Raw genomic sequence first — 3,824 nt, forward strand, 5'->3', positions numbered from 1 at the left:
GCGGGGGGGGGGGGGGGGGGGGGGGGGGGGCGGGGGGGGGGGGGGGGGGGGGCGGGGGGGGGGGGGGGGGGGGGGGGGGGGGGGTCGACGCGGTCCTCCGCGCTCACCGGCGGGCGCCGTTCCGCACGCCGCGACGCCGCACGATCCGTGCGCCGTGTGCCGCCGCCTCGCCCTGCCCGTCGGCGGCGCGGAGCGCCCCGCTGCCGTGCCTCATCGGTCGCTCGCTGCGCTCGCTCACGTGTCGAGGGTAGGCGATCCGGGCACCGGAGTGACGGCACGAAGGAAGCCGCGAACGTTCAGGAATTCGCCGAGACTGCCGCGGTGCTCGGCGCAGGCCAGCCAGGTCTTGCGCCGATCGGCGGTGTGCAGGCGCGGATTGTTCCACTCCAGCGCCCAGACGGCGGGGCCGCGGCAGCCCCGGGCCGAGCAGACCAGGGGCTCGTCGGCAGGGGAGGGGAGGCTCATCCGGGCCAGTCTAGGGCGGCCGGACGGAAAGCTTGAGCGCCGGGCGGCCACGGGGGGAGCCGCCCGGCGACGGGGTGAATCGTACACACGGCGGGCCGGTCCCTGTCCACCCGTGACACGCGATTCGGGCATTGGACGCCCGCGGCGAAAATCGGCTTCTCCCCACCTCGGCACTCAGGAAGGCGTGCGAGGCTTGATACCGCACCAGCCGCGACGACCGACCAACGCTGTGGAGGACCGGTGGCCCAGCCGACCACGCCCGACGCCCCGACGCCGAACGGGACGGCACCGGACACACCCGCACCGGTGACCACACCCGCGCAGGACGCCAGCCTGCTGGAGAAGGCGCTCTTCGAGATCAAACGGGTGATCGTCGGGCAGGACCGGATGGTCGAGCGGATGTTCGTCGCGCTGCTCGCCCGGGGTCACTGCCTGCTCGAAGGCGTGCCCGGCGTGGCCAAGACCCTGGCCGTGGAGACCCTCGCCAAGGTCGTCGGCGGGTCCTTCGCCCGGGTGCAGTTCACCCCGGACCTGGTGCCGGCCGACATCATGGGCACCCGGATCTACCGGCAGTCGAGCGAGAAGTTCGACGTCGAGCTGGGCCCGGTCTTCGTCAACTTCCTGCTCGCCGACGAGATCAACCGCGCTCCGGCCAAGGTGCAGTCGGCGCTGCTGGAGGTCATGAGCGAGCGCCAGGTGTCGATCGGCGGGGAGAGCCACCGGGTGCCCGATCCGTTCCTGGTGATGGCCACCCAGAACCCGATCGAGCAGGAGGGCGTCTACCCGCTGCCGGAGGCGCAGCGGGACCGGTTCCTCATGAAGATCGTCGTGGGCTACCCGACCGACGCCGAGGAGCGGGAGATCGTCTACCGGATGGGCGTGACCGCCCCGGAGCCGACGGCGGTCTTCGACACCCCCGAGCTGATCGCCCTGCAACGCAAGGCCGACCAGGTCTTCGTGCACAACGCGCTGGTCGACTACGCGGTGCGCCTGGTGCTGGCCACCCGCGCACCCGCCGAGCACGGCATGCCGGACGTCGCCCAGCTGATCCAGTACGGGGCCAGCCCGCGCGCCTCGCTCGGTCTGGTCCGGGCCACCCGCGCGCTGGCGCTGCTGCGCGGGCGCGACTACGCCCTGCCGCAGGACGTGCAGGACATCGCCCCGGACATCCTGCGCCACCGGCTGGTGCTCAGCTACGACGCGCTCGCCGACGACGTGCCGGCCGACCACATCGTGCACCGGGTGATGTCGACCATCCCGCTCCCGGCCGTCGCGCCCCGACAGCAGGCCACCCCGCCGCCGAGTACCCCGCCGCCGGGCGCCGGCTGGCCCGGGCAGCGGCCGTGACCTCACCCACCCCTCGTCCCGCCCCCGACCGCAGCGAGGCCGTGCTGTCCCGACTCCAGTTGCTGGTCACCCGCAAGCTCGATGGTCTGCTCCAGGGTGACTACGCTGGCCTGCTCCCGGGGCCGGGCAGCGAGGCGGGCGAGTCGCGGGAGTACCGCCCCGGTGACGACGTACGCCGGATGGACTGGCCGGTGACCGCGCGTACCACGACCCCGCACGTGCGGCGCACGGTCGCGGACCGGGAGTTGGAGACGTGGCTGGCCCTGGACCTCTCGGCCAGCCTGGACTTCGGCACCGGGCAGTGGCTCAAGCGGGAGGTGGTGGTGGCCGCCGCTGCCGCCATCACCCATCTGACCGTGCGCGGCGGCAACCGGATCGGCGCGGTGATCGGCACCGGTGGCGGCGCGTCCGCACCGGCGCGACGGTGGCGCGGTGGCCCGCCGCCGGTCGGGCCGGGGGTGCTCACCCGACTGCCGGCCCGCTCCGGCCGCAAGGAGGCGCAGGGCCTGCTGCGGGCCGTCGCCGGCACCGCGATCCAGCCCGGCCGGGGCGATCTGGGCGCGCTGGTCGACATGCTCAACCGCCCGCCCCGGCGGCGCGGGGTGGCCGTGGTGGTCTCGGACTTCCTGGCGCCGACCGAGCAGTGGGCCCGGCCGATGCGCAAGCTGCGCGTCCGGCACGACGTGCTGGCGATCGAGGTGGTGGACCCGCGCGAGCTGGAGTTGCCCGACGTGGGGGTGCTGCCGGTGGTCGACCCGGAGAGCGGTGAGCTGCACGAGGTGCAGACCGCCGACCCGCGGCTGCGGCAGCGCTACGCCGAGGCCGCCGCCGCCCAACGGGCCACGATCGCCGCCGCGCTGCGTGGCGCCGGCGCGGCCCACCTGCGTCTGCGTACCGACCGAGACTGGCTGCTGGACATGGTGCGTTTCGTGGCCGCGCAGCGGCACGCCCGCACCCGGGGGACGACACGATGATCCGTTTTCTGCAACCGTGGTGGCTGCTGGCCGTGCTGCCGGTGCTCGCCCTCGCCGCGTTCTACATCTGGCGGCAGCTGCACCGCCGGGCGTACGCGATGCGGTTCACCAACGTGGACCTGCTGCGGACCGTCGCGCCGAAGGGTCTGGGCTGGCGGCGGCACGTGCCGGCGACCGCGTTCCTGCTCTGCCTGCTGGTGCTCGCCACGGCGCTGGCCCGTCCGGCGGTGGACACCAAGGAGCCGCTGGAGCGGGCCACGGTGATGCTCGCCATCGACGTGTCGCTGTCCATGCAGGCCGACGACGTGGCGCCGAACCGGCTGGAGGCCGCGCAGGAGGCGGCCAAGCAGTTCGTGGGCGAGCTACCGGAGAGCTACAACCTGGGTCTCGTCTCGTTCGCCAAGGCGGCCAACGTGCTCGTGCCGCCGGGCAAGGACCGGGACGCGGTGACCGCCGCGATCGACGGGCTGGTGCTGGCCGAGGCGACCGCGACGGGCGAGGCGGTGTTCACCTGCCTGGAGGCGATCCGGTCGGTGCCGGCCGACGGCGCGGCGGGTATCCCACCGGCGCGGATCGTGCTGCTGTCGGACGGGTTCCGCACCTCCGGCCGGTCGGTGGAGGAGGCGGCGGCTGCCGCGCAGGCGGCCAACGTGCCGGTCTCCACCATCGCGTTCGGCACCGACACCGGTCAGGTCGACATCGGTGGGCAGCTCCAGCGGGTGCCGGTGGACCGGCTCGCCCTCGCGGAGCTGGCCGAGACCACCGAGGGCTACTTCTACGAGGCGGCCTCGGTGAGCGAGCTGAAGCAGGTCTACCAGGACATGGGCAGCTCGATCGGGTTCCGCACCGAGCCGCGCGAGGTGACCCAGTGGTACGCGGGGTTGGCGCTGCTGCTGGCGCTCTGCGCCGGCGCGCTCAGCCTGCTCTGGTCGTCGCGGATGCTCTGAGGGCGGCCAGGGCAGCGGACGGCCAGGGAAGAGACAGGCAGCGAACGGCCAGCAAAGAGAACGGGCCGGCGGTGGTCAGTGACCGCCGCCG

At 74.1% G+C, this 3,824-nt stretch carries 5 protein-coding genes; 3 read left to right on the forward strand and 2 right to left on the reverse strand.

The window, feature by feature from the left end:
• Positions 1-103: 103 nt before the first annotated feature.
• Together AB0J68_RS28935 and AB0J68_RS28940 are read right to left on the reverse strand one after the other, a co-directional pair.
• Entirely contained in the window at positions 104-238 is a 135-nt protein-coding gene (locus AB0J68_RS28935) for a hypothetical protein (protein WP_354861690.1), read from the reverse strand.
• The gene (locus AB0J68_RS28940; protein WP_363941662.1) at positions 235-465 is read right to left on the reverse strand and encodes a hypothetical protein; all 231 of its coding nucleotides are present in this window, start codon (positions 463-465) and stop codon (positions 235-237) included. The genes AB0J68_RS28935 and AB0J68_RS28940 overlap by 4 nt, the downstream gene beginning before the upstream one ends.
• A 240-nt stretch (positions 466-705) precedes the next feature.
• Between AB0J68_RS28940 and AB0J68_RS28945 the strand changes: the two genes are divergently transcribed.
• From AB0J68_RS28945 to AB0J68_RS28955, 3 genes are read left to right on the forward strand one after another with little or no spacing between them, the layout of a single operon-like run.
• A complete protein-coding gene (locus tag AB0J68_RS28945) occupies positions 706-1,812 on the forward strand; it encodes a MoxR family ATPase (RefSeq protein ID WP_354861694.1) in 1,107 nt (368 codons plus the stop codon).
• On the forward strand, positions 1,791-2,786 hold the full coding sequence (locus AB0J68_RS28950) for a DUF58 domain-containing protein (protein WP_355067175.1): 996 nt from the start codon (positions 1,791-1,793) through the stop codon (positions 2,784-2,786). The genes AB0J68_RS28945 and AB0J68_RS28950 overlap by 22 nt, the downstream gene beginning before the upstream one ends.
• The gene (locus AB0J68_RS28955; RefSeq protein ID WP_354861695.1) at positions 2,783-3,733 is read left to right on the forward strand and encodes a VWA domain-containing protein; all 951 of its coding nucleotides are present in this window, start codon (positions 2,783-2,785) and stop codon (positions 3,731-3,733) included. Before AB0J68_RS28950 ends, AB0J68_RS28955 begins: the two co-directional genes overlap by 4 nt.
• The last annotated feature ends 91 nt before the right edge of the window (positions 3,734-3,824 follow it).

It is taken from the genome of Micromonospora sp. NPDC049580 (assembly GCF_040675595.1).
Lineage (GTDB): Bacteria > Actinomycetota > Actinomycetes > Mycobacteriales > Micromonosporaceae > Micromonospora.

Bases quoted from the DNA above. Each gene is read 5' to 3' on its own strand.
- AB0J68_RS28955 (WP_354861695.1), top strand. From the start codon at position 2,783: ATGATCCGTTTTCTGCAACCGTGGTGGCTGCTGGCCGTGCTGCCGGTG.
- AB0J68_RS28940 (WP_363941662.1), bottom strand. From the start codon at position 465: ATGAGCCTCCCCTCCCCTGCCGACGAGCCCCTGGTCTGCTCGGCCCGG.